Annotated in this window: 2 protein-coding genes; both read left to right on the top strand. The window is 42.9% G+C overall.

Features of this window, described 5'->3' with window-relative positions; translation table 11 throughout:
• On the top strand, nt 1-161 hold a 161-nt coding region (locus A7967_RS22110), incomplete at its 5' end, for a tyrosine-type recombinase/integrase (protein ID WP_209438571.1).
• On the top strand, nt 158-1,178 hold a 1,021-nt coding region (locus A7967_RS22105), incomplete at its 3' end, for an IS91 family transposase (RefSeq protein WP_064436123.1). The genes A7967_RS22110 and A7967_RS22105, both read left to right, overlap by 4 nt.

Genomic DNA, 1,178 nt, shown 5'->3' with positions numbered 1-1,178 from the left:
ATGCTTATGCAACACATCAACTTGAATCAGGTATGCCACTTCATCAACTGCAACACCAGCTTGGTCACAGTGACATTAGAACCACGCAAAGTTACTTACACTGGTTACCTGAATTAGGGCATGGTGGTATTGATTTACTCGCAAGTTGGGGAAACCAATGAGCGGCTTGCATCTCGCTGATATTTTAAATTCTGGCCTTGGGAATTATCGGCAGCACCACATAATGAGTTATCAGCAGTTACGAGTCTGCCAACACCTTCAATCATGCAGAACGGGACAGCTCGGTTATCAAGCATGGCAATGTGATAACTGTAGTGAAGTACAACAAATTGGATGTAGCTGTCGAGATCGGCATTGCCCACGTTGCCAAGGTATGGCAACGGCTAAATGGGTGCAAAAACAGCAGGAAGATTTATTACCGTGTCGGTATTTCCACCTTGTTTTTACGCTCCCGCATGAGTTAAATATCATTGCGCACTACAACCCAAACGCGTTGTATCAATGTTTATTTAAAGCCTCATGGCAAACGCTGTGTAAATTTGCGAAACGAAAGAGGCATGGCCAGCTAGGCATGACAAGCGTACTGCATACATGGGGGCAAAATTTAAGTCAGCATATCCACTTGCATTGTTTGATACCCGCAGGGGCGCTTAATAAAGCGCACTGGCATGAAATAGAAAAAGGCTATTTATACCCCGTTAAAGCATTATCAACAGTGTTTAGAGGGAAAATGCTCGGGGCGCTCAATGAATGCGATAGTTCATTCGCGAAGGTAAGCACACCAACCAAATGGTGCGTGTATAGCAAAGCCTGTTTAACATACAGTGAAAAGCTAGTGAGTTACCTTGCGCGTTATACCCGAAAAGGCGTGATGTCAGAATCGCGATTAGTGTCAGCGACTGAAGAAACAGTGAGCTTTAAATACCGCGATTATAAAGATAATAACCGCGATAAAGTCATGACACTGAGTTGTGATGAATTTTTACGGCGTTATTTACAACATATATTGCCAAAGGGGTTTATGCGTATTCGTCACTATGGATTTTTAGCCAATGCATGTCGTAAACAAAAGTTAGCGTTAATAAGGACTCAAGAGTCACACACATGTAAACCAGTGAAGCCAAAAACAGAAAAAGATCCATTGATACCACATTGGCCCTGTCAATCATGCAAAGTTG

Source organism: Pseudoalteromonas neustonica (assembly GCF_001653135.1).
Classification (GTDB): Bacteria; Pseudomonadota; Gammaproteobacteria; order Enterobacterales; family Alteromonadaceae; genus Pseudoalteromonas; species Pseudoalteromonas neustonica.
Note: the sequence above shows the minus strand (reverse complement) of the source record. Positions and strands in the feature narration are given on the sequence as shown.